The sequence below is a fragment of the Streptomyces sp. NPDC029041 genome (assembly GCF_040637515.1).
In the GTDB taxonomy this organism is placed as follows: domain Bacteria; phylum Actinomycetota; class Actinomycetes; order Streptomycetales; family Streptomycetaceae; genus Streptomyces.
Window position 1 is genome coordinate 217,971 of the sequence record NZ_JBEZWO010000007.1, and the last position, 24,554, is coordinate 242,524.

A 24,554-nucleotide genomic window follows, 5' to 3' on the forward strand; every position below is an offset into this window, starting at 1 on the left:
CGTACACACAGAGGTTAGAGGAGTCTGAGCGAAACGACAACGTTTCGCTAGCGTTCGCTCGCCTCGTGCCGGTCGAGGCGCTCATATTCCTTGACGTGCATATAACGCAAGGGGCATATTGGGGCCATGTCCGACGCCGCCCTCTGGACCGCGCTCGCCGACCCCCATCGGCGGGCCATCGTCGCCCTGCTCCTGGAGCGGCCGCGATCCGTCGGTGAGATCGTCGAGGCGTGCGGACTGAGCCAGCCGAGCACCTCCAAGCACCTGAAGGTGCTGCGCGAGGCCGGTCTGGTCCGGGTGCGGCAGGACGCCCAGCGCCGCGTCTACGCCCTCGACCCGGGCCCCATCGCCGCCCTCGACGCCTGGCTCGCCCCGTACCGGGCGCTGTGGAACAAGAGCCTCGACGCGCTGGGGCGCCGCCTCGACGAGACGCCGGAAACCCCCGAACCGCCCGCAGCGAAGGACTGATCACCGTGACCACGGACCTCACCGGCACCTATGTGACCCTGGGCGACGGCCGCCCCGCCGTCCGTTTCAGCCGCGTCTACGACCATCCCGTCGACCGGGTCTGGCAGTTCGTGACCGACCCGGATGAGCTGGAGCGCTGGTTCCCCTCCCGCGCCGAGATCGAGCTGCGCCCAGGCGGCACCATCTCGTTCAGCGGAGACCCGCACATGGAGGCCTCCACCGGCCGGGTCCTCGCCGTCGACCCGCCCCGGCACCTGTCGTTCGACTGGGACGGCGACGAAGTCCACTTCGACCTGGCGGAGACCGACGGCAAGCGCACCCGCTTCACCCTCACCAACGTCCTCGCCGCCGAGGACACCGCCGCCCGCAACGGCGCCGGCTGGGAGCTGTGCCTGACCGCCCTGGACACCAGGGCGAGAGGCGAGGAGGCCACCGGTCCGCACGCCGGACCCGACGCACCCTGGAGGGACCTCTACGCCGCCTATGTCGCGGCCGGCCTGCCCTCCGGCGCGCCCGTGCCGGGACAGGACTGACGCCTCACGCCATCTGACGCCGCACCAGCTCGTGCAGCCGCCCGTTCGTGTCCGCGAGGAGCTGGGCGGGCGGGCCCTGCTGGATGACCTTGCCCTCCTCCATCACCACGACCCGGTCGGCGTCCATCACCGTCGACAACCGGTGCGCGATGACGACCCGGGTGGCGTTGAGGGCCTTGGTGCTCTCGATGACCGTGCGCTGCGTCTCGTTGTCGAGCGCGCTGGTCGCCTCGTCGAAGAAGAGGATGCGCGGCCTGCGGATCAGCGCCTGGGCGATCATCAGCCGCTGGCGCTGGCCGCCGGAGACGGCTCCGCTGCCCGCGACGATGGTGTGCAGCCCCATCGGCATCCGCTTGATGTCCTCCGCCAGACCCGCCATCTCCGCCGCCGCCATCGCCTCCTCCGGCGTGTACGGCTCGGTGCCGCAGATGACATCCAGGATGGAACCGTTGAACGGCTGCGCGTGCTGGAGCACCACACCGCACTGACGGCGCACCGCCGACTGGTCCAGGGCCGCCAGGTCCTGCCCGTCGTACAGCACACTGCCCGACACGGGCCGGTCGAAGCCGATCAGCAGCCGCAGCAGCGTCGACTTCCCGCAGCCGCTCGGGCCGACGACCGCGACGAACTCGCCCGGCCGCGCCTCGAACGACACGTCGTCCAGGACCAGCGGACCGTCGTCCGCGTACCGGAAGGACACCCGCCGCGCCTCGATCGCCCCCGTCAGCGGACCCGGCCGGGTGCTCGCCGTGCGCACCTCCGGCGTCGCGTCCAGCACCGGCTTGATCTCCTCGAACAGCGGCAGCGCGGCCACCGCCGAGACGAACGAGCCCGTCAGCTGGGTGACGGAGGTCAGCACCATCGTCACCGAGGTGTTGAAGGTCAGGAACGCCGCCGCCGACATCGAACCGCGGGCCGGACCGGCCAGCAGCATGAACATCAGCAGGGTGCACAGCGGCAGGTACACCGCGCCCAGCACCGTCGTGAGGTTCTTGATGCGGCCGACCTTCTGCTGGAGCTCACGGCTGCGCGCGAACTCCGACGCCCACGCGGCGTACGCGTAGTTCTCGGCGGCGGCCACCCGCAGCTTGGGCAGACCGCGCAGCGTCTGGAACGCCTGGTTGTTCAGCTTGTTGGCGAGCACCACCAGCCGTCGCTGCCAGCGCACCTGCCACAGCCCGAGCGCCAGGAACACGGACGCGATGACCACCAGCATGCCGATCGCGGCCATCGCCATCGGCACGCTGAACCAGAACAGCAGCCCCAGGTTCATCGCGCCGACCGTCACCGACTGGGCGACCGTCGGCCCGACTCCCGCCAGCAGCCTGCGGATCGAGCTGATGCCCATGGCCGCGCTGGCCAGTTCGCCCGTGGAGCGCTCGGTGAAGAACTTCGTCGGCAGCCGCAGCAGCCGGTCCCACACCGCCGGCTGGAGCGTGGCCTCGATCCGGCCCTCGATCCGCAGGATGGTGAGATTCTGCAACAGCATGAAGGCCGCGGCCACCACACTGCTCAGCATCACCGCGAGACACACCTGCACGATCAGGCCCGTCTGCGCCTTCGGCACGAACTCGCCCAGCACCTTGCCGGTGGCGACCGGTACCAGCGCGCCGATCGCCACCGTCACCAGTCCGCTGAGCAGCAGACCCGTCAGATCGCCGCGCATGCCCTGCATGCAGAACCGCAGCAGCCCCAGCGGACTGAGCCCACGCTCCGGCAGGGGACGGTAGAACATCACCGCGCGCGGCTCGAACTCGTCGGCGTTGGCCTTCTCGATCGGCGTCTCACGCCCGGTCGACGGATGCACCGCGACATAGCCGCCGCGCCGCCACAGCAGCGCCACCGGCGCGCCCGACAAGGCTCGCTGGCCGACCAGCGGCCCCACGTTGTCCCGCCACCAGCGCCCGTCGAGCCGTACGGCCCGGGTCCGGACGCGGGAGGCGAGGGCGACCTGCTCGACCGGGTCGAGACGGTCGCCGCCGGTGCCCTTCTGGGTCGGCTCGGTGATGCGGATCCCGGCCGCCTGCCCGACGAGCTTGCACGCCGCGTACGTGGCGTCCGCGTCGGCCGAGGTGGTGCGTTTCGAGGAGCGCTTGCCGATGGAGGCGAGCAGCGTCCGGTCGGCGTGGGCGCGCACCGCCTCACCGGCCTTGATGCCCTCGGCCGTCCGGGTCTCGTGGGTACGCTCCAGCTGTTCGATCCAGCGGTCCAGCGTGGTCAGCAGCCGGTACTGCTGGTCGACCATCGACTGCCACAGCGCCGGGTCCATCAGCAGGTCGGCCGCGGCCTCCGCGCCGTACAGCGAGCCGTACTGCACGCTGCCCGGCGGCACCTGCATCCAGAACACGTCGTCGTCAGTGGGCGCGGCGGCCCGTTCGGTGGCCATCGGCGCCTGGAAGAGGATCGACAGGCTGCGGCCGACCCCGAGGGCGAGCGCGTACTCCAGCGGACTCGTCGTCGGCGGCACGTACTGCGGGTTGCCGTACTCGTCGTACGACCAGGTCGCCGTGTTGGCGGGCTGGTACAGCTCGCGCAGGCCGATGCGGTGCACCACGCAGTCCCGCAGCGGCCGGGCCACCAGGGTGTGCTGCGGGCCCGGCACCGGGCCGAGCACCAGCGAGCCCGCCTCCAGCCGGCCCAGGTGGTGCCAGTGGCCCTGCTGCCCGGCGTCGACCGCGAACAGGTCCACGGCGCCGGAGGCGACCAGCCACAGCACCTGCGGGCCTTCGAGGTCGAGCCGGTTGAACCCGGCGCAGTCGATGCGCGAGCCCATCTGCCCGAAGGCGCCCAGCACGAGGTCGCCGTCGTGTCCTTCGTGAACGGCCGTCATCTCACCGCTCCCTGACCAGTGCCGCGTACGCTCCGCCGCGGGCCACCAGGTCCTCGTGCCGTCCCCGCTCCACGACCGTGCCGTGCTGCAGGACGACGATCTCGTCGCTGTCGCGCACCGTGCTGAGCCGGTGTGCGATCACCACGCAGGCGCAGCCGCGCCGGCGCAGGTTGTCCATCACGACCAGCTCGGTCTCCGCGTCCAGGGCGCTCGTCACCTCGTCGAGCACCAGGATGCTCGGCCGTCGTACCAGCGCCCGCGCGATCTCCAGGCGCTGGCGCTGCCCGCCGGAGAAGTTGCGGCCGTCCTGCTCCACCTTGCTGTGGATGCCGCCCGGGCGGCGTGTGATCACGTCGTACAGGGCGGCGTCGCGCAGCGCGTCCTCCACCGCGTCGTCCGGGATCGACGGGTCCCACAGCGCCACGTTGTCGCGGACCGTGCCCTCGAAGAGGAACACGTCCTGGTCGACGAAGGACACCGAGGCGGCCAGCGCCCCGCGCGGGATGTCCTCGATGCGCTGCCCGTCGATACGGATCACGCCCTCCCAGGGCGCGTACAGCCCGGAGATCATCCGAGACACCGTGGACTTGCCGCTGCCCGAGCCGCCCACCAGCGCCACCTGCTGACCGGGGCCGACCGTCAGATCGAAGCCGGTCAGAAGGGGCTTGTCGAGGGGGCTGTAGCCGAACGTGATGTTCTCCAGCTCGACATGGCCCTGGAGACGGCGCGTCGACTCGGCGCCGCCCGGGCGGCCGTAGAGCGGGTCGGCCTGGAAGTTCTCCACGTCCTTCAGCCGGGCCACGTCCGCCGCGAAGTCCTGGATACGGCCCGCCACGCCGTTCAGCCGGGTCAGCGGGGCCGTGAAGCGGGTGACCAGGGCCTGGAAGGCGACCAGCAGACCGACCGAGATGTGCCCCTCGACCGCCCGCATGCCGCCGATCCACAGGATCAGCGCGCTGTTGAGGGTGGCCAGGGTCGGCGCGACCACGCCCAGCCAGGCACTCGGCACGCCGAGCCGCTGCTGCTCCTCCAAGGTGGTGGCGTGCTGCCCGGCCCACTTGCGGAAGTAGCCGTCCTCGCCGCCGGTCGCCTTCATCGTCTCGATGAGCTGCAGGCCCGTGTACGCGGTGTTGGTGAGACGTGCGGTGTCCGCGCGCAGCTTCGCCGTGCGCGTCGCCCGCAGCCGGACGACGACCCGCATCGCGACGATGTTCAGCAGGGCCACGCCGATACCGACGAATGTCAGCTGCGGGTCGTAGGAGTACAGCAGCACCGCGTACAGCACGACCACGATCGCGTCCACGCCCGCCGCCGCGAGGTCGCGGGACAGGGTCTCGGACACCGCGTCGTTGGACTGCAGGCGCTGCACCAGGTCGGCCGGGCTGCGCTGGGAGAAGAACGTCACCGGCAGCCGCAGCAGATGCCGCAGGAAACGGGCGCTGGAGAGAGTGGAGGAGATGATGCGGCCGCGCAGCAGGTTGGCCTGCTGGAGCCAGGTCAGCACGACCGTGAGCAGGACGCAGGCCGCCATCGACGCGAACAGCACGCCGAGCAGCGAGGTCTGGTTGCCGATCAGGAACTCGTCGATGTAGGTGCGGCTGAGCGCGGGCACCGCCGCGCCGACCGCCACCAGCAGCAGGCTCGCCAGGACCGCGGCGGGCATGGTGCCCGCGGTGCCGCGCAGCCGTGCGGGCATCGCGCCCAGGACGCCCGGCTTGCGGCCGCCCCGGGTGAAGTCCTCGCCGGGCTCCATCACCAGCACGACACCCGTGAAGCTGCCGTCGAAGTCCTCCATGGGGACGAAACGGCGGCCCTTGCCCGGGTCGTTGATGTAGACGCCCCGGCGTCCGAAGCGCCGGCCCATGCCGTCGTAGACGACGTAGTGGTTGAACTCCCAGAACAGGATGGCCGGCGACTTCACCTCGGCGAGGGCGGCCAGGTCCATCTGCATGCCCTTGGCCGTCAGGCCGTAGGAGCGGGCCGCCTTGAGGAGGTTGCTGGCGCGCGAGCCGTCCCGGGAGACGCCGCAGGCGATGCGCAGCTCCTCCAGCGGGACGTGCTTGCCGTAGTGGCCGAGCACCATCGCCAGGGAGGCGGCGCCGCACTCGACGGCTTCCATCTGGAGCACGGTGGGGGTACGGACGCTCTTGGCCCGGGCCTTGGGAACCTTGCGCTTGGGCGGGGCGGCGCGGCGTCTGCTCCGGGGCTCCTGTGCGGTCGCGCTCATGGCAGCAGCCAGTCGACGGGGCGCTGGTCGGCCAGCCGGATCGAACCGGAGGCCAGCGTCATGGAGGCCAGCTTGTAGGGCGGCCCGTCCGCCGACGACCACCGGTAACCGCTCTTCGTGGCCGAGGACTTGTCCAGCCGCACCGTCACGGCCACCGGCCTGCCCTTCCTGGTGAACTGCTCGCCCAGCTGACTGTCCCCGAGGAACGCCGCGATCGTCTGCGGGGACTGGGCCGAGCGGTCCACGGACTTCACATGGCCGCGCAGCACGCCGTACTCCTGCGTCGGCACCGACTGCACGGTGAGGTCCACGGCGGCGTCGTCGGGGATCGAGGCGGCGTTCTCGGCGGGGACGTACACGGTGGCGTAGAGCGGGTCCGTGGTGTGGGCGACCTTCTCCACGGCGGCGACGTTCGCGCCGGTCTGGATGATCTGCCCGACGGTCGCGGCGAGCGCGGAGACCCGGCCCGCGTCGAGCGTGCGCACGACCGCTTCGCCCTTGGCGGTACGGACCTCGAGCACGGGGGAGTCCGCGGGCACCTGCTGGCCCTGCTTCGCGAGCACGGCGGTGACCTGGCCCGCGACGGGGCTCTGCAGGAGGTAACTGCCCTGCCCGTGCGTGATGATGGCGGGCGCGCTGACGGTGGAGGTCACCGATCCGGTCACCGCCCACACCGAGGCGGCCGCCATCGCGACCACCGTCACCGAGAGGACGAGCCAGCCCTGCGGACGGGCGAAACGCACCGGGAGGTCGAGTTCCTCCGGTGACTGGAGCTTGGCGAGGGCCTGTTGGCGGAACTGCAAGGAACTTCCCTCACCCGTGGAAGAGGTGGTTACGGAACCCGAAGAACCCGGAACCGCCGGCTGCGGTTCCGGGAATCAACGGCACAAAGGCTCGATCAGAGGCCGGAGACCAGGCCGGTGACCGGGGCCGTGTTCAGGCCGGTGACGCCCTCGACGGTGCCGACGGCGGTGTCGACCAGGCCGGAGACCGGGGCAATGCCGTCGACGGTGTCGGTGACGGTGTTCACGGCGTTCACGGACAGGCCGCCGGAGATGGCGTCGAGCTGGGCGTCGGCGATCTCGACGGTCTCAACCTGGGGGGTGGAGTTCATGGTGGAACTTCCCTTCATATGGATATCTCACAAGGGGGGAGCGGCCCCCTCTGGGGACAGATGACGGCCGCGACCGCGAGCGCCGGGCATCCGTTTCCGAGTGCCCTGAGCGGCCCCCGCGGTGCGATGGATCAAAGCACGCCGCTGCTTCGCGCTTCCAATCAACCAACCTCCTCACCAGGCAACTTGCGCCCCACCGGCACCGATCCGTGGAGATCCGGGCACTGCTTGGCGGCGAGTTCTTCACATGCGCCACCGCATCGGCGCATCCAGGCCCTTGAGCCGCCGGGCGGCGAATCCGGCACTCCCGCCCCAAAGGCGTGACCGACACGGCCGGGCTGTGGATAACCCTCCTTTCGGTGACCGGGTTGAGCAGTCGATGTGCAGATTCGCTGAAGCCGGGGTTTGACTCCGTGATCGCGACAGATCGTTTCCGGACGGATACGGAGCGTTCCGTTCCGTCATGCCGGGGCGGCGCCCGGTGCTGAAAGGCCGTCATCCGGCCATGGCTCGCCGCGGCCCGGCCCGTCCCGCCCTGCTGGACCGGCCCAGGTGAACAGGGCGGTCCCGGGATCAGCGGTCGGCCTGCCCACGGCGGGAGTTGGCTGATTCCGCGATGCGAAGGGATCACTTGCAATCGGAATTGAACGCGCCGTGCGGCACGTGCGTACCAACAGCCATCCAGGCGCCCCCCAGAAGCTGCCGGACGACGGCACCTACTCCGTTCCCCAGGAGGAGAGAAGTTTGAGTCACAAGCGAATTCCGAAGCGCAAGGCCGCGATAGCGGCGGGCGGCGTGGTGGCGCTCGGCGCGGCCGCGATCCTGCTCCCCAACGCCAACGCCTCGCAGGACGGTTCGTCCGGCGACGCGGCTGCCGCGCCGAAGACCCTGAAGGCGGGCGACGCCTCGGATCTCGCCTCGCAGCTCTCCGGGCTCCTCGGTGAGGCGTTCGGCGGCTCCTACTACGACAGCGACAGCAAGCAGCTCGTCGTCAACGTCGTGCCGGGCGACAACAACAACGTGATCGTGCAGGCGAAGGCGGCCGGCGCGAAGGTCCGCGAGGTCGACAACAGCTGGTCGGAGCTCCAGGACGGCGCGTCGACGCTGAAGTCCGAGGCGACCATCGCGGGTACCTCGTGGTCGATCGACCCGCGCACCAACAAGCTCCTGGTGACCGCCGACAGCACCGTGACCGGTGCCAAGTGGGACAGACTGCAGAGCACCGTGCAGGAACTCGGCTCCGGCATGGCCACGCTCAAGAAGTCCTCCGGCACCTTCAAGCCGTTCGTCTCCGGAGGCGACGCCATCTTCGCGGGCGGCTCGCGCTGCTCCCTCGGCTTCAACGTCACCGCGGGCGACGGCTCCCCGGCCTTCCTGACGGCCGGTCACTGCACCCTCGGCGGCAACGAGTGGTCCGACACCCAGGGCGGCCAGCCGATCGCCACGGTCGACCAGTCGACCTTCCCGGGCGATGGCGACTTCGCACTCGTGAAGTACGACGACCCGGCGACCGAGGCGCCCAGCGAGGTCAACACCGGAAACCAGACCGTCCCGATCACGGAGGCCGCTGAGGCCACCGTCGGGCAGCAGGTCTTCCGGATGGGCAGCACCACCGGGCTCAACGACGGGCAGGTCCTCGGCCTCGACGCCACGGTGAACTACCCGGAGGGCACGGTCACCGGTCTGATCCAGACCGACGTCTGCGCCGAGCCCGGAGACAGCGGCGGCTCGCTGTTCACCCAGGACGGTCTCGCCATCGGCCTTACCTCCGGCGGCAGCGGTGACTGCACGGCCGGCGGTGAGACGTTCTTCCAGCCGGTGACCACCGCCCTGGAGGCGGTCGGCGCGACCCTCGGCGCGGGCGGTGCCGCGGGCGGCGGTGCCGGTGACGAGGCCGGTGCGGGTGCGGGCGAGGAAGCCGGCGCGGGCCAGGAAGCCGGTGCGGGCGACGAGGCGGGCGCCGGTGAAGAGGCCGGTGCCGGTGAGGAAGCCGGTGCGGGTGCCGGAGCCGGTGAAGAGGCGGGCGCCGGAGCCGGTCAGGACGCGGGTGCCGGTCAGGACGCGGGTCAGGGTGTCGAGGACAACTCCGGTCTGACCGAGTCCCGCTGACCCTCGAAGAGCCGTCGGCAACCGGTCCGACGCAGCCGGCCCGGGTCCGCCCCCTTCCTGGCGGAACCGGGCCGGCTCCCCTGCGCTCGGGGCCGGTTGCCGCGCCCACCGGCCCTACCCGAGGGCCCTGATCAGCAACAGGGCGATGTCATCGAGCCGTTCCTCCCCGTCCGCGCGGTGCCGCTCGTGGTGGACGAGGCTGTCGGCCAGTTCGTCCAGCGGCTGGTCCCCCGCGTCGGTCAGCTGCCGGCCCAGATCCGCGAGAGCCTCCTCGAAGTCGGTACCGGGAGACTCCACCAGCCCGTCGGTGTAGAGGACGAGCAGCGAACCGGGGGGCAGGGCGACCTCCGTCGTCGGGTACACCGCCGAGGCGTCGATGCCCAGCAGCGGACCGCCCGCCAGATCGAGGACCCGTACCCGCCCGTCCGGCCGTCTCAGCAGCGGCGGGGGGTGGCCGGCCCGGGACATGACGGCCCGCCCGTGCTCCGGGTCGAGCCGCAGGTACAGGCAACTGGCGAACAGGTCGGACCCGAGGTCGAGCAGCAGCCGGTTGGTGCTGCGCATGACCTCCTCGGGTGCCTGCCCCACGGTCGTGTAGGCCCGCACCGCGGTGCGGACCTGCCCCATCAGCCCGGCCGCCGTCACATTGTGACCCTGCACGTCCCCGATCACCGCCGCCGCCCGCCCCTGGGTGCCCACCAGGTCGTAGAAGTCGCCGCCGATGTCCATGCCCTGAGTGGCCGGAACATAACGGCCGACCGCCTCGATGCCGGGCAGCGACGGCAGGGAGTGCGGCAGCAGCGCCTCCTGCAGGCCATGAGCGAGCCGGTGCTTGGCGTCGTACAGCAGTGCACGCTCCAGCGCCTGGGCGATCAGCCCGGCCATGCTCGTCATCACCGCCTTCTCCTCCGTGGGGAACGGGTGCGGCTCGGCGTAGGAGAGCACGCAGGTCCCCACCGGGCGGCCCTGGGCGATCAGCGGCAGGAAGGCCCAGGCCGCGAACCCGTCGGGGGTCGCGAGCCGCGCCGGGTACAGGCGCTCCAGCTCTTCCTGCGTCTCGAAGAACGCCGGCACACCCGTCCGCAGCACCTGCGTGCCCGGTGTCGACTCGGTCAGGGGCATCCCGTCGAACCGTTCCACCACGTGCGGGTCCCGGTACCCGCGGTGCCCGAGCACCCGCAGCCGCTTGGCCCGCGAGCCCAGCATCACCAGGGCCTGGCTGCCCACCGCCGGAGCGATCTCGTCCGCGACCAGCTGCACCACGTCCTGCACCCCCACCGCCTCGGTGAGCGCGCCGGCCAGGTCCAGCACCTGGGAGATGGTGACCAGCCGGGACGGTGCCCCGTCGCGCGGCGGTTCGGTCCGGTTCATCCGGGACACGGCCCTGGACCTGGTGATGCGGACGCTCAGGCCCGTCGTGCTCGGGTACAGCCGGAACGACAGCCATTCACCGGGCGGGCGCAGCGCCACGAACGAGGTGACGTGCTGGCTCAGCAGCGCCGCCCGGTAGCGGTCCTCGTAGACCGGGTCGTTGAGCCAGGGCACCGACGCCCACAGCTGCGTGCCGAGCAGCCGGCTGACCGGGACGTTCAGCAGCTCGGCCGCCGCCGCGTTCACGAAGCCGACCCGTCCGTGCAGGTCCAGCGAGACCAGCCCGTAGGGCAGCCGGCTCACCATCCGGGCCGCCTCGACGGTGCCGAGCGTGCCGGCCATGCCGCCCACCAGGGGCGAGGCGAGCAGGTCGGTCTCGGGGTGTGGGGGGATGCTGTGCTCGGCGGCCCGCTCCAGCCGGACCGCCAGCCGGCCGCAGGCCGCGGTCAGGTGCTCCCGCTCGTGGTCGGACATCTCCGCCGGATGCGCGCCCGGCCACGTCACGAAGACCGCGCCGTAGACGGTGGACTCCGTGGCGACCGGCACCGCGGCCAGGGCGAAGGGGTAGGGCAGTACCACGGCGATCCGCGGATACAGGCGGGCCATCTGCTCCTCGCCGCCGACCCACACCAGCCGCCGCTCGCGCGCCGCGTCGGAGACCGGGATGGGCGCGCTCAGGCCCACCCGCTCCCAGGGCGCGGCGAACGCCCGCGGCAGACCGGCCATCACCGCCATCTCCAGCACGGGCTGGTCCGGTGCCATCAGGTACACCGCTCCGGAGTGGGCGTGCACCTCGTCCATCATCGAGGCCAGCGCCAGCGAGAGCAGGGGACGGCCGACCGGCGTCCTGGCGGCTGCCGGCGCCTGCGCGGACGACTGCACGTCGGACACGCCGACCACCTCCTCGCACGGCCGCGCGACCGGGTCCAGGAACAAATCTCCCCCCTGGCGGCCCGTCCCGCACGACGAGCGGTTCGGGAACGGTGCCGGTTACCGTCGGTCACACGGCTGTCGGCCCCACAAGGGGCCCTCTCGTACCCCGAGCGCCCCGACCCATGCCCCCGTAGTCGAAGCGTCGGCGGGCGTACGGGCGCTGGGCGTGCGCCCCCGCGCCTCCTGATGGCCGGTTTCTCGTGTACACGCAGGGTCACGGTCGCGAACAATGGGGCACGCGCTCAACACGACGAGCGGGCGTACGGCGAGCGGAGGGGGTGGCAGTGATCCGGGTGCTTCTGGTCCACGACGAGTGTCTGGTGCGGTCGGTGCTGGCGGAGTGGCTGCGGCAGGAGTCCGGCCTGGCGGTGCACGACACGTCGTGGCGCGGCGCGCCGGGCCTGGTGCGGTCGGTTCGGCCGGACGTGTGCGCGGCGGACCTGGAGTGCGCGGACTCCTACGGCATCCCCCCGCTCGGCGAGCTGTGCCGGCCGGGTCCGGACCGCGTGCGCCCCCGATTACTCGTGCTCGCCACCGCGAACCGCCCGGGCCTGCTGAAACGGGCCGTCGAGGCGGGGGCGCTCGGGTACGTCGACAAGGAGGGATCCCCGCAGAATCTGCTGCGCGGGATCCGTCGTGTCGCCGAGGGGGAACGTTTCGTCAACGACTCGCTCGGCTTCGGGTTCCTCAAGGCGGCAGAGATGCCGCTGACCCGAAGAGAGCTGAGCGTGCTGACCCTCGCGGCCGAGGGCGCCTCCATCGCGGAGATCGCCGGGAGCCTGCACCTGTCCCACGGGACGGTGCGCAACTACATGGCCGCCATCACCCGCAAGACCGGGGCCCGCAACCGCATCGACGCGATACGCATATCGCAGGGCCAGGGCTGGCTCTGACTCCTGCCGGGCCAGTGCGGGAGTCCAGCTCCCGCCGGGCCAGTGCGGGAGTCCAGCTCCCGCCGGGCCGTGCGGAGTCCAGCTCCTACCGGGCCAGTGCGGGAGTCCAGCTCCCGACGAGGTCCCGGTACAGCGCGGAGGCCCGCAGCAGTTCCTCATGACCGCCGTACGCCGTGTTCCGGCCGTCCATCACCAGGATCCGGCCGGCGCGGCGGGCCGAGCTGATGCGGTGGGCCACCACCACCAGGGTCCCGCCCGGACGTGCGGCGAACGCCCGCTCGGCACGCGCCTCCGTCTCCGGGTCCAGATGGCAGGTCGCCTCGTCCAGCAGGGCGAGCGGGGCGTACGAGAGATAGGCCCGGGTCAGCGCGACCAGCTGCCGTTCGCCGGCCGACAGCGCCGTGGGATCCACCCGGGCGCCGAGCCCTCCGAGCCGGTCGGCCAGGGGGGCCAGGCCGACCGCCTCGGCCGCGGCCAGCAGCTCCTCCTCGGGCACCGGGTCCGGACGCAGGTAGGTGAGGTTCTCGGCCACAGTGCCGCCGAAAACGTACGCCTCCTGCGGGATGAGCACCCGCGCGGCGGCCGCCTCGGGGCCGGGGACGGGGTGCCCGCCGACCCGGACGGTGCCGCGCGAGGGCGTGAGCAGCCCTGCCACGAGCGCCGTGAGCGTGGACTTGCCGGTGCCGCTGGGTCCGACGACGGCCAGGTGCGCGCCGGGCGGGAGAACGAGGTCGAGGTCGTGGACGACGGGCGCGGAGGCGGGGCCGTAGGCGAAGGTGACGGAGGCGAGGGAGACGGCCGGGGGCGGGTCCGCGGTGGCCTGGTTCCGCGTGGGGCGGGGGAGCGGCATGCCGCGGCCGTCGTGCGCGGGGCGGGTGCTCCCGTCCCGACCGGGTGCGTCGGTGTGGTGGGCCGGTTCGCCGGCCTCCTGGGGACTGGCGGTCGTGGCGGTCGTGGGGCGGGGGCTCGCGGCCTCGGGCGCGACGGCCTCGCCACCCGGCGCCGGCTGCCGCCTCCCGGCGCGCGAAGGCGGGGCGGCGTGGTCGTCGGCGGCGGGTGGCGCGGCCAGTCTGCGCAGGACCACCGTCAGGCGGGAGCCGCTCGTGCCCAGGCCGTGGATCAGGTTGCGCAGGGCCGGAAGCAGGGACTGGGTGACGTAGGCGAGGGCACCGACCAGGGCGCCCGGGGTGACGCCGTGGGCCAGGAGCCAGGGGGCTGCGGCGAGCAGCAGCACGATCGGCAGCTGGCCGCCGATCGTCAGGGACGCCACCCGCAGCACGCCCCAGTGGGCGAGCGCGCGCGCCGCCCGCAGTTCCGCCTCGACGCGCTCCCCGGTGCCCGCGGCGATCTGCGCCTCGGCGCCGGTCGCCGTGATGTCGCGCAGGCCCGGGCAGACGGTGCCGAGATCACCGGCGAGGGCCTCGTCGGCGACCAGGAACGCCTCCTGCCGCCGGGCGAGGGGCCGCAGCGTCGCGGCGAACAGCGCCGTGCCGACGGCCAGCGGCGGTCCCACGACCAGCAGGAGCGGCGGGGCGAGCGCCAACAGGCCCGCGAGGGCGCCGGCGGAGGTGAACACGAAGGAGCGGGAGACCATGACCAGTCCGGCGAAGGTGTCCCGGGCGATCTCCACCTGCTGGGTGAGCCCGGACAGCGAACCCGCGTCACCGCTGCGCACCCCGCGTGAGACCACCCGTTCCACGAGCCGGTCCCGGAGCGGTTCGACCAGGTCGGCCACGGCGGCGTAGACCCGGGCGGTGCCGTACGCGCCGAGCAGGACGCCCAGGCCGGTCACCGCCAGCCAGACCAGGCCCACGTCCGCCCGGCCGCGCAGGAACCCCTCGTCCAGGGCCCGGGCGGTGCCGTACCCGATGAGGAAGGTCTGCCCGGTCTCCAGCACGGACCAGACGGCGAGTCGCAGCAGCACCCGCCGGCGGGCCAGCAGGAAGCGCAGGCCCCGGGCGGGGAGGCCGGTGGCGGGCATCACGAGCACACCCCGTTCCCGGCAGGAGCAGCCGCACACGCCCGGCCACTCATGCCGTCACGTCCTTTTCCCTGTTCGTCCCGCCACGGGTGTCCGGAACCGGCCGTGAACCGCCGTCGCCCGCTCGGGAGCCGGCGGCGTCCGGCCCCTCGGCGAACACCGCCCGGTACTCCGCCAGCCGCCACAGCTCCTCGTGCCGTCCCACCGCCCGCACCCGTCCGTCGTCCAGCCACGCCACCGCGTCGGCGCTCGCGGCCGTCGCGCCGCGGTGGGCGACCAGGAGCCGGGTGCCGCCCGGGCCGTCGCCGAAGAGGGCGTCGGTGATGTGGCGTTCCGTCACCGTGTCGAGGCTGGAGAGGGCGTCGTCGAGGATCAGCAGACGCCCACCGTGCGCGAAGGCCCGGGCGAGGCCCAGCCGTTGGGATTCACCGCCCGAGCGCGGGGCGTCGGCGACGGCCGTGCCGTATCCGTCCGGCAGGCGGCGCACGAAGTCGTCGGACAGGGCCGTGCGGGCCGCCTCCCGGATCCGGCCGGGGGAGGGGGAGGGCAGGCCGAGGCCGATCGCCTGCTCCACCGTGCCGCCGAGCAGGGCGGGGCGGGCGAAGGCGTAGCCGACGGCGCCGCGCAGGTCGTCGTGCGGCAGTTCGCGCAGCGGCACCCCGTCGAGGAGCACGTCGCCGCCGTCCGGGTCGGCCAGCCGTCCGGCGAGCGCGGCCAGCAGCGACTTGCCGGAACCGGACCGGCCGACCACCGCCAGCGTCGTGCCGCCCGGCACGTCGAGGTCCACCCCGTCGAGCACGGTGCGTCCGCCGCGCCGGGCCGTCACCCCGCGCAGCTCCAGCCGCCCGGGACCGTCGGGCAGCCTGCGGGCGCCGTACGCGGTGGCGGGTTCGGTCGCGACCTCGCCGAGGCGCCGGGCCGCGGCCCGGGCCCGGGCCAGGCCCGCGAGCCGGCCGACCAGCACACCGACGCCGGTGGCGAGCACCGCGTACCGGGAGGCCGCGAGCACCTCGCCCACCGAGAGCCGGTCGCGGCTGAGCAGAACCCCGGCCACGGCGACGACCGCGAGTTGCAGCAGGGGCGCCACGGCGACCGCCCGGGCCGCGGCCCGCCCCTGCACCCGCCACATGCGGTGCCCGGCGCGGGACAGCTCGGGCAGCGGCCGCAGCACACGGGCGGTCTCCCGGAGCTCCGTGCCGGCCGCCCGGACGGTGCGCACCCCTTCGACGGCCTCCGCCAGCGCGGCCGCGATCCGGCCCTGGGCCTGCTGATAGCGCGACGCGGTCTCGGAGGTGTCCCGCGAGACGGCGCGCAGGAGGAGGGCCAGCACGGGGGCTCCGGCGAGGAACACGGCCGCGAGCCACCAGTCGATCACCGCCAGCGCGACGACCCCGCCGACGGGACCGGCGAGCGCGGCCAGCAGCGCGGCACGGGCCGCCGGAGCGGTGCCCGCCTCGGCGGCGTTGCCCACCAGGCGCGCGACGAGGTCACCCGCACCGAAGCGGTCCGCGGCGCGCGGGCCCACGCCCAGGACGTGCCCGGTCAGCCGGCGGCGCAGCCAGGCCGTGGTACGGGCGTCGACGGTGCCGGTGAGGACGGTCTGGGCCGCGTCGAGCAGCCCCAGCAGCAGGACGAGGCCGGCGCAGCAGAGCACCCAGCGGGTCGCCGGGGCCTGTGCCAGCAGAAGATCGAGGGCCCGGCCGAGCGCGGCCGGAAGCAGCAGTTCACCACCCGTCGCGGCGATGCTCACCAGGCACAGCGCCACACAGCGGGACCCGCTGTACCGGGTCGCCGTGCGCAGCAGCGTGCGCGCGTGTCCGGCCGCCGGGTCGTCGTCGCCGCGCGAGGTCATACGGGCCTCTCCTGAAACGGGAAGGACCCCGGGCGGCCCCTCCCCGAAGGGAGAGAGCCGCCCGGAGCCTGCAGACCGTAGATCAGAGACAGAGCAGAACGCTCGCGGCGCTGATGCAGGAGAGCAGGCTCACCGTGCTGTTGCCGCCGCCGGTCATGCGCTCGTCGGACTCGATGGTCTGCAGGTCGAGAAGTGCCATGGTGTGTCCTTCCATTGGGTGTCCGTCCGTGGTCATCCGTGGGGACGGGGTGGTGTCACGACTCCGCGGGATCGCGGAACCGCGTCATTGGGGCCGCCTGCCAGGCGGCGGGAGGAACGGCAGGTGGGCGCCGGTCGCCGGGTCGAGGGCCGCGCCGAGTGCCAGCAGGCAGCCTGCCGTTCCGGTGGCGAGGTCCATGGAGAGCCGCATCATCTGGTGGCCGGGGAAGGCCAGTTGGCCCTGGTAGGCCATCGCGAACCAGCCGAGCCCGGCGATCTGCGCGGCCAGCCGGTCCTCGGTCGCGCCCGGCGTCGTCGTGCGGCTGAGGTGCAGGATCATTCCGGCGCGGCCCTGGAAGAGTCCGGGCTGCGCGTAGAAGCGGGAGGTGGCCGCGGTGAGCACCCCGGAACGGGCCGCCTCGAACTCCCCGGCGAGACCGGGGGAGTGGGCCACGAGGTCGTCGAGGACCATGCCGAGGCCCGCGCTGCCGTCACCGAGGTAGGGCAGGGTCCGCCAGCCCTCGTCGACCTCCAGTGACCCGTTCTCGCGGGTCACGCAGGACGCCAGGTCCCGGCGCAGGGCCACGGCCGCCGCCTCCAGCCAGGCCTCCTCACCGGTCCACTCGTACTGCCGCAGCATGAGCAGGGCGGCACCGCTCGCGCCGCGCAGCAGCCCGGCGCGCGGGCGGGACGTGGCGGGCACCGGCTCGGTGAGGCGCTGGACGAGGATCCGCGCTGCCTCGTGCGCCCGCTCGCCCAGAGCCGCCTCGCCGGTCGTACGGGCCAGATGCCCGAGGACCAGGCCCAGTCCGGCCAGTCCGCCGTGCAGGTCGGAGGAGAGGTTCTGCCACCGTTCGGCGAGGATGCCCTCGACCAGGTCCAGCGCCCGCTGCCGGTGCCCCAGCCGGTCGAGGACCAGGGCGACGCCGGCGAGCCCGTCGTACAGGCCGAGCGGGGTGCCGACCGGCGCCGGTGCCGTGCGGTCCAGCAGCCAGCGCTCGCCCTCCTCGTACCGCTCGGCGCCGGCCGCGTCCAGCGCGAGCAGGACGCCCGCGGCGCCGTTTGCGAGCCCCAGCCCGCCGCCGTCGGAGAACTGGGCCACGTCGCCGGGGAAGAGCCGGTCCTCGCGCTCCGGGGTGGCCGAGGCGAGGATGGCCTTGACCATCGAGTCGCGGCTGTAGGGCCAGTCGCCCGGATCCACCGGCGCGCAGGGAGCGGCGGGCGTACGGCCGGACACCTCCCGCGTGATCTCGGCGACCGCCTGGTCGAGGAACTCCCGCGGTACGTCCGGGAACTGCTGCGAGATCACCTCCGCCAGATGCGCCGCCTTGCCGCGGTCGACCACGAACAACGTGGTCACCGGCAGGAACAGGGCCAGCCGCAGACAGGCCAGCGCGTACCGGTCGATGTCGGCGCCCCGGCGGTCCGGCGGCGCGAAGAACCCCGGGTGGGCGACGACCTGACGGCCGTTCTCCTCGGCCGGGGCCGCGGCCTCGAAGTCGAGGAGGAACACCGTCTCCTCGTCCGGGGCGACCATGATGTTGAAGACGTGCAGGTCGTTGAAGACGATGCCCCGGGCGTGCACGGCCGCCACGGCCTCCTCCACCTTGCGGTGGATGCGCAGCGCCCACGCCGTGTAGGAGGCGACGGCCTCCGCGTCCGGGTCCTGGGTGAGCAGCGGATGCCGCTCGGCGAAGAAGGAGTTGAGCGGACGGCCCTCGAGGAAGTCCATCACCAGGAAGCGGTGCCCGCCGAGTTCGAACCAGTCGCGCACCTCCGGGACCACGCCGGTGCCCGCGACCTGCTCCAGCGCCCGCTTCTCCCGCTCCAGCCGGGCGATCGCGTCGGCGCCGTCCGAGGCGAGCCCCGCGTGCGGCCGGCCCTCCTTGAGGACGACCTTGCGCCCGTCACGGGTGTCGGTGCCCGCGTACACCCCGCCGCCGTTGGAGAAGTGCAGCGCCTTCTCGATGCGGTAGGGCAGCTCGCCCGTCGTCGTGTTGTTCCGCGCGTCGAGATGCGGCTTGAGGAACGCCGGCAGCGCCACCCACTCGGGCACCTGGAAGGACGGCGACCGCCGGTCCGGCACCAGCCGTCCCTCGCCGTCGCGCACCGCCGCCACCAGCGAGCCCCGCTCGTCCACGACGAACGCCCGTGCGAAGGCGCCGTAGCGGACGTACAGGGGACCTTCGCCCCAGCGCAGATCGGTGAGGATGTACGGCCCCTCGAACCCCTCCAGTAGGGCGCCCAGCTCGCGCAGCACCTGGTGCAGCTGCTCCTCGTCGGCCGGGTAGACGGTGACGAACTTGCCGCTGCCGTCGCGCGGCGCGTACTTGGTGTTGCGCAGGTGGAGCAGGTGCGGTCCCGGCACGAACTTGAAGGGAACGCGCCGCTCGACGCAGTAGTCCCACACGATCCGGGCGACGTCCTCCGCGTTCGCCCGGGTCGCCGAGGCGTGGATCTTCCACCCCTGGGCCGGGCCCTGCAGCGGTTCGCCGTCCGGGCCGAGCGGCGTCATCGTCTGCCAGTCGCCGATCCGGGCCGACGTCCAGCCCTCCGGCAGCGGCCGGCGGGCCGTCTCGTAGAGGTGGGCCGCAGTTCCCTGCCCGCCCCGCGCCAGCCGGTCCGGCGTCTCGTAGAAGTGCCGGTCGGCCAGCGCGTACACCTCGTACCGCTTGTCCATGCGTCCCCCTCCTGACGAGCACCGAGCTTTCCAGCCACCGGACGGGCACGCACAGTCACGCCTGTCACGAGAACACCGTGCGGAACGCATGCGTAAAGACATGTTCGGTTTCTTTCGAGCGTGGTCGCCGACGCTCCTCCACGGAACGCCCACAGGGGCTGCGCAGGTGTCTCATAAGCGCTGTAATGGCCAACGTGGTCAGTCAGGGCGCCCAGGAGCGCGGAACGCGAACGCTGCGTGCCGAAGGTGCCCTCAGGGCGATCGCGATCGATCAGGAGTCGCCCGAACGGCTGCGCCGCGTCCTCGAACAGGCACTGGTCTTCGCCGGTGCGTCGCTCGCCGCCGTCTACGCGCCCAGCGAGGACGGCGAGCTGCTGTGCCTGATGGAGTCGGCCGGAGTCCCGAGGGCCCTGTACGGGCTGCGCGACAGCTACCCGCGCGCCGGGCGGTCCCCCGTCGCCGAGGCCCATCGCCGCGGACGGCCGGTGTCACTGGGCCCCGCGGAGCTCGCCGAGCACGCCCAGGCACGGCGCGTGCCCAGCCGGGAGTTCTTCCTGACGGCCCTCCCCGTGCGGGGGGACGGTGGCTGCCTGCTGGCGGTGAGCGAGCGCCCCGAGGGGTTCGCCGCCGACGACCTCAGGTGTCTGGAGCTGATCTCCGACGCGGTCGCCTTCACCGCCCCGGCCGCACCCCCGGAGGCCGGCGAGCTGCCACCGAGCGCTTTCACCCTCGCCATGGACACCGGCCGCGTCCGGGTGGGCGACGACCTGCTGGACCTGTTCGGCCTGGACCCGGTGGAGTTCGACGGCCGGGTCGAGACGCTGCTCGGTCTGACCGTCCCCGAGGACCTGCCGTCGCTGATGTCCGTGGTGGAGGCCGACCACATGTCGATCGGCGACCGCGAGCTGGAGTTCCGGGTGCTCCAGCCCGCCGGCCCGCCGAAGTGGCTCCGGCTGCGCGGGCGCCTGCTGCCCGGCGGCGAGGGCCGCCCGGCACGGCTCGTCGGCACGGTCGTCGACGCCTCCACGCTGCGCTCCGACGTCACCGACGTGGCCCGGGTCCAGCGCCTGGCCACCGCGCTGGCCACCGCCGTCACCGTCCGCGACGTCGGCAAGGCCGTGGTCGCCGCACTGCGCAGGCCGCTGCGGGCCGACCGGATCGCCCTCGCCGAGCTGGAGAGCGAGCGACTCGTCGTCACCGTGCTCGACCCGCCCGAACCCGAGGCCTGGCCCGAGTTGTGGCGGTCGGAGTGGCGCACCGAATGGCCCGACGCCCCCGTGCGCGCGATGCCCACCCTCGCCGCGGCACTGCGCGAGGGCCGGGCCCGCATCTGGCCCGCCGGCAGCCCCCTGGAGCGCGCCCTGGCCGAGGTGGGCCCCGGCGGCCTCGCCGTCCTGCCGCTGCCCGCCGGGAACCGTATGGCCGGCGCCTGCCTGATCGGCTGGGACACCCCGCACGACTTCGGCACCGACGAACGCGCCCTGCTCACCGCCTGCGCCGGACTCGCCGGACAAGCCCTGGTCCGGGCCCGGGCCTTCGACGCCGAGCACGAACTCGTCGGCATGCTCCAGCGCCAGTTGCTGCCGCGCAGCCTGCCGCGGCTGCCGGGCGCGGTGGCCGTCGCCCGCTACCTGCCCAGCACGGCCGGGCTCGAACTGGGCGGCGACTGGTACGACGTCATTCCGCTGCCCGATCACCACGTCGCCCTCGTCATCGGCGACGTCCAGGGCCACAGCGCCGGCGCCGCCACCCTCATGGGCCAGATGCGCACCGCGCTGCGCGCCTACGCCGTCGAGGGGCACCCCCCGGACGTGGTCGTCGCGCACGCCAACCGGCTGCTGACGGACATGGAGAGCGACCTCTTCGCCACCTGCTGCTACGTCGACGTCGACCTGGAGGAGGGCGCCGCCTGGTGCGTGCGGGCCGGGCACCTGCCGCCGGTGCTGCGCTACCCGGACGGCCGGACCGAGATCGCGGAGGCCGAGGGCGGCCCGCCGCTCGGCGTGGTCACCCGGGCCGACTTTCCCATGAGCCCGCTGCGGCTCCCGCCCGGCACCCTGATCACCCTGGCCACGGACGGGCTCGTCGAGACGCCCGACTCCGACATCGACGAAGGCATGGACCACCTCGCCGGGCGACTCGCGGACGCCGACCCCGCGGACCTGGGGCTGGTCGCCGACGCCCTCCTGGGCGACGCCCCGCGCAGCGACGACGTCGCCCTGCTCCTGTTGCGCTACGACGGCATGGCCCTGCGCCCGCTGCGGGAGAGCTGGACGGTCTGGCGGGTGCCGCAGGCCGTCGGGCACGCGCGCCGCTTCGCCCGGCGCACCCTGCGCTCCTGGGACGTCACCGCCGACTACGACGCCGTCCTGCTCGTCGTCTCCGAACTCGTCACCAACGCCCTCGTGCACACCGACGGCAAAGTCCGCATGGACCTCACCCTCATCGGCAACCGTCTGCGCGTCGCCGTGGCCGACGCCTCCCCCCGCTCGCCGGTCAGGCCCGCCAGCATCGGCTGGGAAGCCACCGGCGGCCGCGGCATCCTCCTCGTCGAGGCCCTCGCCGCGACCTGGGGCACCCTGCCGGTCAGCGGCGGCAAGCAGGTGTGGGCCGAGCTGCTGCTGGGGCGCTGAGCACCCGTCCGGCCCGGGCGGTCGCTCGGCTCAGCCCAGCCGCTTCAGCATCTCCTCCGCCAGTGGGGCCGACGACGCGGGGTTCTGGCCCGTGACCAGATTGCGGTCGGTGACCACGTGCGGGGCCCACGGCTCACCGGCCCGCACGGTCGCCCCGGCCTCGGTGAGACGGTCCTGGAGCAGCCAGGCGGCCCGGTCGGCGAGACCGCCCTGGATCTCCTCGGCGTTGGTGAACGCCGCGACCTCGTAGCCCGCGAAGACGTTGCGGCCGTCGGCCCCGACGGCGGCCAGCAGCGCGGCCGGCCCGTGGCAGACGACACCGAGCGGCCTGCCCGACTCCAGCGCCCGGGCGAGCAGGCGGCCGGAGTCGGCGTTCACGGCGAGGTCCTCCATCGGGCCGTGGCCACCGGGGTAGAAGACGGCCGCGTAGTCCTCCAGCCGGACGTCCTCGAGCCGCACGGGACGCCGCAGCTCGGTGAAGGACTCCAGCGCCTTCGCGATCCGGTCGGCGTTCTCCTGGCCCCCGTTCACCTCGGGCGCCAGGGACGCCCGGTCGACGGTGGGCTCGACACCGCCGGGCGTGGCCACGACGACCTCGTGGCCGGCGGCCCGGAACGCCTCGTAGGGGGCGACGGCCTCCTCGGCCCAGAAGCCGGTGGGGTGGCCGGTGCCGTCGGCCAGGGTCCAGGTGTCGGCGCCGGTGACGACGAAGAGGATCTTCGACATGGGGTGCATCTCCAAAAGACGGGCCGCGGTCGTACGGTGCGGCGATGGCTCGGACGAGGACGACCGTAGGCGCCCGGGCCACAGGTTTTCCAATGGCCCATCCGATGGCAGCCATAGGCTTTCCGATGGCGGGGCGCGCTATGGTCGGACGGCGTGAGGCCCATCGACCCCCTCGGCACGACCGGCACCCCCGCGCAACCGGACCTGAACCTGCTGCGCACCTTCCTGGCCGTCTACCGGTCCGGCTCCTTCACGGCCGCCGCCCCGCTGCTGGGCCTGTCCCAGCCGACCGTCACCGCCCAGATCCGCTCGCTTGAACGGCAGACCCGTCGGGAGCTGTTCGAGCGGCTGCCGCGCGGGGTCGCCCCCACCGCCGTGGCCCACGAACTCGCCGCTCGCGTGGCGGCCCCCCTCGACGCCCTCGCGGCGGCCACCGGGCACGGCCCCCGGGCGGAGTCGCACGCCGAGCCGGTCCACCTGGCCGGGCCCGCCGAGCTGCTCTCCACCCGGGCCCTGCCGGCCCTCGCCCCGCTGGTCACCGAGGGCGTACGGCTGCGCGTCTCGACGGGGCTGACCGATCCGCTGCTCGACGAGCTGCGCGCCGGCCGCCACGACCTGGTGATCGCCACCACCCGGCCCCGTGGCCGCACCCTGTCCGCGGTCCCGCTGACGGACGAGGAGTTCGTCCTGGTCGCCGCACCCGCCTGGGCCGACCGCCGGGCGGAGCGCCCGGCCGCGGACGGCCCCGCAGGGTTGCACGACGTCCCGCTGATCGCGTACGCCGAGGATTTGCCCATCGTGCGCCGCTACTGGCGGCACGTCTTCGGCCGCCGCCTGAACTGCCGCGCCGCGGTCTCGGTACCGGACCTGAGGGCCGTCCTGGCCCTGGTCAAGGCCGGGGCCGGATTCAGCGTGCTGCCGCGCTACCTGTGCGCCGGGGAACTGGCGTCCGGCGCCCTGGTCCTCCTCGCCACCCCCGAGGACGCGCCGATCAACACCGGCTTCCTGGTCCAACGGCCGGGCACCTCGGACAACCCGCACGTCACCCTCGTGCGCGACCGGCTGATGGAGGCCGGCCGTACCTGGTGATGCCGCGGCACGACCGGGTACCCGGAGTGGCGCAGGACGGAGAAACCGCCACGAGCCGAAGGAAAAGGAAGCGACACATCATGGCTCAGCATGTCCGCGACATCATGACCGCCGATCCGGTCACCGTCGAGCCGCAGACCTCCGTTGCCGAGGTGGCGCGCATCATGCGCGACGAGGACCTCGGGGCCGTCCTGGTGACGGACGGCGACCACCTTCGAGGCCTGGTCACCGACCGCGACCTCGTGGTGCGGTCGGTCAGCAAGGGCGGCGACCCGGAGCGGATCAGCGTGGCCGGCGCGTGCAGCGACGAGCTGGTCACCGTCGGTCCCGACGAGGATCTGGTCCAGGCGGTGGAGCTGATGCGCGAGCACTCCGTGCGCCGCATCCCGGTCGTCGACCACGGTCACCCCGTCGGCATCGTCTCCCTGGGAGACATGGCCATGGAGCGCGACCCCGAGTCGGCGCTCGGCGACATCAGTGCCGCGCGCCCCAATGCCTGACAGGGCATCCCGTCGAACGGTCCCGCGCCTCCAAGGGGGCGCGGGACCGTTCGCGTGTGCCCGGAACGCCGGCAGATCCGAGAGGAGTTCCGACGCGGCCGCGCAGGTGTTCCGCGCCTGGTTTGTTCGGTTTCTCGCCGGGCACTCGAACACGAGCGGAACCAGAAGGAAGATGATGAGTCGTGGAGTCCATGGACACCAGTGAGAAGCCCGTCGTCCGTCAGTACGAGACCGGCTGGTCGAAGGCACGCCGCCTGCGCGGAAAGGCCGCGCTGCGGACCTGCCTCCCCGCCGTCGGAGACCGGGGCACCCCCGGAACGGTGCGCTCCGGTGCGGAGTGGAACATCGTCCGTGGTGAGGACTGACACCGCCTGATCCCCCTCCATGAGGCCGCGTGGTGACGATCCGGGCAACTGC

The 24,554-nt window shown here is 73.2% G+C and carries 18 protein-coding genes; 8 read left to right on the forward strand and 10 right to left on the reverse strand.

Annotation, left to right across the window (positions count from 1 at the left end):
* The first annotated feature begins 126 nt into the window (after positions 1–126).
* A complete protein-coding gene (locus AB0F04_RS19660; RefSeq protein ID WP_362043155.1) occupies positions 127–468 on the forward strand; it encodes a metalloregulator ArsR/SmtB family transcription factor in 342 nt (113 codons plus the stop codon).
* A gap of 5 nt (positions 469–473) precedes the next feature.
* Entirely contained in the window at positions 474–1,001 is a 528-nt protein-coding gene (locus tag AB0F04_RS19665) for an SRPBCC family protein (RefSeq protein WP_362043157.1), read from the forward strand.
* Between the two features lie 4 nt (positions 1,002–1,005).
* On the opposite strand, the gene AB0F04_RS19670 is transcribed toward AB0F04_RS19665, so the two are convergent.
* From AB0F04_RS19670 to AB0F04_RS19685, 4 genes are all read right to left on the reverse strand, one after another.
* The gene (locus tag AB0F04_RS19670) at positions 1,006–3,831 is read right to left on the reverse strand and encodes an NHLP bacteriocin export ABC transporter permease/ATPase subunit (protein ID WP_362043159.1); all 2,826 of its coding nucleotides are present in this window, start codon (positions 3,829–3,831) and stop codon (positions 1,006–1,008) included.
* A 1-nt stretch (position 3,832) separates the two neighbouring features.
* Complete coding sequence (locus AB0F04_RS19675; protein ID WP_362043161.1) at positions 3,833–6,058, reverse strand: NHLP family bacteriocin export ABC transporter peptidase/permease/ATPase subunit; 2,226 nt, start codon at positions 6,056–6,058, stop codon at positions 3,833–3,835.
* Positions 6,055–6,861: an HlyD family efflux transporter periplasmic adaptor subunit gene (locus AB0F04_RS19680; RefSeq protein WP_362043163.1), complete on the reverse strand. Its 807-nt coding sequence runs from the start codon at positions 6,859–6,861 to the stop codon at positions 6,055–6,057. The genes AB0F04_RS19675 and AB0F04_RS19680 overlap by 4 nt, the downstream gene beginning before the upstream one ends.
* A 95-nt stretch (positions 6,862–6,956) precedes the next feature.
* On the reverse strand, positions 6,957–7,172 hold the full coding sequence (locus tag AB0F04_RS19685) for a hypothetical protein (RefSeq protein WP_003994898.1): 216 nt from the start codon (positions 7,170–7,172) through the stop codon (positions 6,957–6,959).
* 744 nt (positions 7,173–7,916) lie between these two features.
* On the opposite strand from AB0F04_RS19685, the gene AB0F04_RS19690 reads away from it, so the two are divergent.
* Positions 7,917–9,281: a S1 family peptidase gene (locus AB0F04_RS19690; protein ID WP_362043165.1), complete on the forward strand. Its 1,365-nt coding sequence runs from the start codon at positions 7,917–7,919 to the stop codon at positions 9,279–9,281.
* A 114-nt stretch (positions 9,282–9,395) separates the two neighbouring features.
* Here the strand turns inward: AB0F04_RS19690 and AB0F04_RS19695 are convergent, their stop codons facing one another.
* On the reverse strand, positions 9,396–11,543 hold the full coding sequence (locus AB0F04_RS19695) for a SpoIIE family protein phosphatase (protein ID WP_362043166.1): 2,148 nt from the start codon (positions 11,541–11,543) through the stop codon (positions 9,396–9,398).
* Positions 11,544–11,869: 326 nt separating this feature from the next.
* Between AB0F04_RS19695 and AB0F04_RS19700 the strand changes: the two genes are divergently transcribed.
* Positions 11,870–12,478, forward strand: coding sequence for a response regulator transcription factor (locus AB0F04_RS19700; protein ID WP_362043168.1), 609 nt, complete (start codon positions 11,870–11,872; stop codon positions 12,476–12,478).
* Positions 12,479–12,563: 85 nt separating this feature from the next.
* On the opposite strand, the gene AB0F04_RS19705 is transcribed toward AB0F04_RS19700, so the two are convergent.
* From AB0F04_RS19705 to lanKC, 4 genes are all read right to left on the reverse strand, one after another.
* Entirely contained in the window at positions 12,564–14,459 is a 1,896-nt protein-coding gene (locus AB0F04_RS19705) for an ATP-binding cassette domain-containing protein (RefSeq protein WP_362043170.1), read from the reverse strand.
* A gap of 49 nt (positions 14,460–14,508) precedes the next feature.
* On the reverse strand, positions 14,509–16,311 hold the full coding sequence (locus AB0F04_RS19710; RefSeq protein WP_362043172.1) for an ABC transporter ATP-binding protein: 1,803 nt from the start codon (positions 16,309–16,311) through the stop codon (positions 14,509–14,511).
* Between the two features lie 82 nt (positions 16,312–16,393).
* Positions 16,394–16,510, reverse strand: coding sequence for a SapB/AmfS family lanthipeptide (locus tag AB0F04_RS19715; protein ID WP_053673473.1), 117 nt, complete (start codon positions 16,508–16,510; stop codon positions 16,394–16,396).
* An 84-nt stretch (positions 16,511–16,594) separates the two neighbouring features.
* Positions 16,595–19,189, reverse strand: a complete 2,595-nt coding sequence (gene lanKC / locus AB0F04_RS19720; RefSeq protein WP_362043175.1) for a class III lanthionine synthetase LanKC — start codon at positions 19,187–19,189, stop codon at positions 16,595–16,597.
* 185 nt (positions 19,190–19,374) lie between these two features.
* Between lanKC and AB0F04_RS19725 the strand changes: the two genes are divergently transcribed.
* Entirely contained in the window at positions 19,375–21,822 is a 2,448-nt protein-coding gene (locus AB0F04_RS19725) for a SpoIIE family protein phosphatase (protein ID WP_362043176.1), read from the forward strand.
* A gap of 30 nt (positions 21,823–21,852) precedes the next feature.
* Here the strand turns inward: AB0F04_RS19725 and AB0F04_RS19730 are convergent, their stop codons facing one another.
* Positions 21,853–22,548: a type 1 glutamine amidotransferase domain-containing protein gene (locus AB0F04_RS19730; protein ID WP_362043178.1), complete on the reverse strand. Its 696-nt coding sequence runs from the start codon at positions 22,546–22,548 to the stop codon at positions 21,853–21,855.
* A 153-nt stretch (positions 22,549–22,701) separates the two neighbouring features.
* On the opposite strand from AB0F04_RS19730, the gene AB0F04_RS19735 reads away from it, so the two are divergent.
* From AB0F04_RS19735 to AB0F04_RS19745, 3 genes are all read left to right on the forward strand, one after another.
* Positions 22,702–23,637: a LysR family transcriptional regulator gene (locus AB0F04_RS19735; protein ID WP_362043179.1), complete on the forward strand. Its 936-nt coding sequence runs from the start codon at positions 22,702–22,704 to the stop codon at positions 23,635–23,637.
* An 80-nt stretch (positions 23,638–23,717) separates the two neighbouring features.
* On the forward strand, positions 23,718–24,137 hold the full coding sequence (locus tag AB0F04_RS19740; RefSeq protein WP_362043181.1) for a CBS domain-containing protein: 420 nt from the start codon (positions 23,718–23,720) through the stop codon (positions 24,135–24,137).
* A 182-nt stretch (positions 24,138–24,319) separates the two neighbouring features.
* Positions 24,320–24,502 (forward strand): hypothetical protein, encoded by a 183-nt coding sequence (locus AB0F04_RS19745; protein WP_362043539.1) that lies wholly within the window; start codon positions 24,320–24,322, stop codon positions 24,500–24,502.
* The last annotated feature ends 52 nt before the right edge of the window (positions 24,503–24,554 follow it).